This is a genomic window from Micromonospora sp. LOL_021, from assembly GCF_048060215.1.
GTDB lineage: Bacteria > Actinomycetota > Actinomycetes > Mycobacteriales > Micromonosporaceae > Micromonospora_E.
Genome location: NZ_JBHMIN010000108.1, coordinates 1 through 3,380, shown reverse-complemented (window position 1 = coordinate 3,380; position 3,380 = coordinate 1). Strand labels below are relative to the sequence as shown.

At 70.3% G+C, this 3,380-nt stretch carries 3 protein-coding genes; all 3 read right to left on the bottom strand.

Translation table 11 applies throughout. The features are described 5' to 3' along the window. Positions 1-74: 74 nt before the first annotated feature. Genes ACFHWT_RS31080 through ACFHWT_RS31070 form a run of 3 tightly spaced genes read right to left on the bottom strand, consistent with a single transcriptional unit; the run spans position 75 to position 3,228 of the window. Complete coding sequence (locus tag ACFHWT_RS31080; protein WP_416598226.1) at positions 75-1,064, bottom strand: tyrosine-type recombinase/integrase; 990 nt, start codon at positions 1,062-1,064, stop codon at positions 75-77. Then, positions 1,061-2,008: a tyrosine-type recombinase/integrase gene (locus ACFHWT_RS31075; protein WP_416598224.1), complete on the bottom strand. Its 948-nt coding sequence runs from the start codon at positions 2,006-2,008 to the stop codon at positions 1,061-1,063. The genes ACFHWT_RS31080 and ACFHWT_RS31075 overlap by 4 nt, the downstream gene beginning before the upstream one ends. Then, positions 2,005-3,228 (bottom strand): tyrosine-type recombinase/integrase, encoded by a 1,224-nt coding sequence (locus ACFHWT_RS31070; RefSeq protein ID WP_416598222.1) that lies wholly within the window; start codon positions 3,226-3,228, stop codon positions 2,005-2,007. Before ACFHWT_RS31070 ends, ACFHWT_RS31075 begins: the two co-directional genes overlap by 4 nt. Between the last annotated feature and the right edge of the window lie 152 nt (positions 3,229-3,380).

Below are 3,380 nucleotides of genomic sequence, written 5' to 3'. Positions count from 1 at the left end.
CACCGTCTCGGGGCCGTGTTGCGGTCCTGATGTGGCTGGAGTCGGTGCGGCATAACCGGTCGTGGGCTGAGGGTTCAGAGCTGGTCGAGGAAGGTGAGTAGGTCGTCGGTGGCTTGGTAGCGGCCGGCTTCGGTGTCCGGCGGCGTGGTTCGGGCGATGGCTTGTTCCTTGAGGGCCATGTCGGCGTGCAGGTAGATGCGGGTGGTGGAAGGGCTTTCGTGGCCGAGCCACAACGCGATGACGGTGGTGTCGACGCCTGCGTGCAGCAACCTCATCGCGGCGGTGTGTCGCAGGGTGTGTGGGGTGACGTGCTTGACGTGTAGGGACGGGCAGGTGTGAGCGGCGACTGCGGAGTGCTTGGCGACCAGGTGGGTGACCGCGTCGTGGGACAGTGGGGTGCCGCGGCGGGTGGCGAACAGCGGCTCGGTGTCAGCGGGCCGGCGGGCGCCCAGCCAGCCGGTGAGCACGCCGACGGTGTGGAGGGTCAGCGGGGTGCAACGGTCCTTGCGGCCTTTGCCGTGGCAGTAGACGTGGGCGCCGACGCCGAGGTGGGTGTCGGCGATGGTCAGCGCGGTCAGTTCCGCGACGCGTAGGCCGGTCTGCGCGGCCAGCACGAGTAGGGCGTGGTCGCGGCGCCCGTGCCAGGTGGACTGGTCGGGGGCGGTGAGCAGCGCGTCGAGTTCGGTGTCGTTGAGGAACGTCATGATCGTGGTGGTGGTGCGTTTGGTTTGGATGGCCAGCACCCGGCTGATCAGGTGGGCGTGTTCCGGGGCGCGCAGGCTGGCGTAGCGGAACAGGGAGTGGATCGCCGCGAGCCGGGTGTTGCGGGTGGCTGGGCTGTTGCCGCGCACGGTCTCCAGGTCGTGCAGGAACCCGCCGATGGTGGTGGCGTCCAGGTCGGCCAGGTCGAGGCGGGCGGGCAAGGTACCGGTCTGCTGGTGCACGTGGGCAAGCAGCAGCCGGAACGTGTCGCGGTAGGAGGCGATGGTGTGCGGGCTGGCGCCGTACTGGGTCATCAGCCGGTCGGTGAAGAACGCCTGCAGCAGTGGTGCGAGCGCGGTCATGACGCCGTCGCCTCCCCTCGGACGTCACGGTCATGGGGCGGGTGGTGGTCCAGACGTCGGGCGGCCAGGGCGAGTAGTTCGGGGGTGGCTTGCAAGTACCAGTAGGTGGCTTCGGGGCCGCTGTGGCCGAGGAACGTGGACAGCACCGGCAACCGGGCGGGCACGTCCACGCCGTCGCGGTACCAGTCGACCAGAATGTTGACCGCGACCGTGTGCCTCAGGTCGTGGATACGCGGCCGGCGCCGTCCGGGTGGGGTGCGGATATCCGCAGCGACCACGAGCCGGGCGAAGGTTTCCTGCACGCCGCGTTGCTGGACCCGCCGCCCGGTGCGGGTCAGGAAGAAGCCGGGCGAAACCGGCTGTGGGCAGAGCCGATCCCGTCTCGCGGCGTACTCGCTGAGCATCGCCACCGTGGTCGGGTGCAGTGGCACCAGACGGGTCAGGTCGTTCTTGCCGGATACCGTGAGGACCGCGTTGTGCGCGTCGAGGTCGGCGCGGTCCAGGGTGAGGGCTTCCCCGATGCGCAGTCCGCTGGCCGCGATCAGGCAGATCAGCGCCTGAGTCGTGGCCGCGGGCAACGGCGCGGCGATGGTGCCGGCCGCGTGGACCAGCGCGGCGATCTCCTCCGGGATGTAGTGGTACGGGGTTGGCCGGTGCGCCCGGGCGGGTAGCAGCCCGAGTGGTGGGATCTGGCAGGCCGGGTCGAACGCGGCCAGGTAGCGGGCGAAGCCGCGTACCACGCCCGACCGGCGGGCGCGGTGGGCGGCCGTGGTGTCTGCCGGCTGGCTGGCCCAGGCCACCGCCTCGGCGGTGGTGACCGTGACCTGACCGACGCGGTCGAGTTGGTCGGCGAACTCCAGCAGCATCCGACCCTCACCGCGCAAACTGAAGCCCAGCCCGCGACGCAGCGCCAGGTACTGCTCGACACAGCTGGTCATGGTCATCGCGGTGCCCCTTGCGGGCAGGGCAGTGCCAGCTCGGCGAGCCGGGACTCATCCAGCCGGGCGTAGATGGCGGTGGTGCGCTGCTGGGCATGGCGCAACAGCTGGCTGATCTCCTCCATCGACGCGCCGTCAGCGAGTAGACCGCACGCCACGGTGTGACGGATGCGGTGTGGCCCGAAGCGGGACACGCCTGCTCGGGCGCAGGCGGCGGCCACCAGGCCGGTGATCGTGGGGACGGCCAGGCCGGTAAACGGGGCCTTCGTGGTGACGAACAGCGTCCGCGCCGGGCTGGTCGGCCGAGCACGGAGCAGGTAGTCAGCCATCGCCGCGCCGACGTCGGCCGGCAGCGGCAACACGTCCACCCGGCCGCCCTTGCCTCGGATGGTCAGATCACCGGCCCGCCAGTTCACGTCGCCCAGCTCCAAGCGGGCGACCTCGCCGCCACGCAGTGCCAGCCGGGTGAGCATCAGCACGATCGCGTAGTCACGACGGCCTACCGCGCTGCCCCGGTCGCAACCGGCCAGCACCGCCTGCACATGGTCGGAACGAACCGCGCGTCGCAGGTTGCGAGGCTGACCACGGCCGGCGGGAACCGCGCCCGCCAACGCCGCCGGAACGTACCCGGCGACATGCAGAAACCGCAGCACCGACCGTAGTGAGGGCAGCGTCACCATGTCGTTGGCCGTGCTGCGCCGGCTGGCGTTCCAGTCCCGGACGAACTCGACGACCTGGGCAGCCGACAGCTGCGGCAGCGACCGGTCGACTGTGCCGGGCAGCCAGGCCAGGAACACCCGCGCGGAGCGCAGATAGTGCTTCACCGTGCTGTCGGCCAGCCCACGCTCCCGCACCAGATAGCGCCGGTAGTTGGTCAGCAGCAGCTCCACCGCCGTCGTCGGGGGCGGCACGGTCGGTGGCGGCACGAGCCCCAGCCCCCGCAGATACCCCAGGATCGGAGCGAGCGCCCGATCAGTCACACCTCGCTGTCGCCCCTGCGCACGGCGGACTGCCAGGAACTCCCGCGCGGCGACGCTGGTCAGATTCGCCACGACCATGCCCCGGTCGGACAACCAGCCGCTCAAGTCCGCCAGGAGGTGCACATGATCAGCGACCGTGTCCGCGGCGTACCCCTGAACAGCCAGTTCGCTGCGCAGCCCATCAGCGAACGGGGCGAGCGCCCCGCCCACCACGATCCGTCTCCGTGTGCGGTTCTCCGAGTCCATGATTGTCTCCTGTCTATCGATGGACCCATCAACCAGACACGAGAAACCGCCGGTGCTCTCGCACAATGCCGCCCACCTACGGCCAAGCACCGACCCTCACCAGGGCATACCGGACCAGACGCGGCATAATCGCGGGCTCGTCATAAGGCACC

Bases quoted from the DNA above. Each gene is read 5' to 3' on its own strand.
- ACFHWT_RS31075 (WP_416598224.1), bottom strand. From the start codon at position 2,008: ATGACCATGACCAGCTGTGTCGAGCAGTACCTGGCGCTGCGTCGCGGG.
- ACFHWT_RS31070 (WP_416598222.1), bottom strand. From the start codon at position 3,228: ATGGACTCGGAGAACCGCACACGGAGACGGATCGTGGTGGGCGGGGCG.
- ACFHWT_RS31080 (WP_416598226.1), bottom strand. From the start codon at position 1,064: ATGACCGCGCTCGCACCACTGCTGCAGGCGTTCTTCACCGACCGGCTG.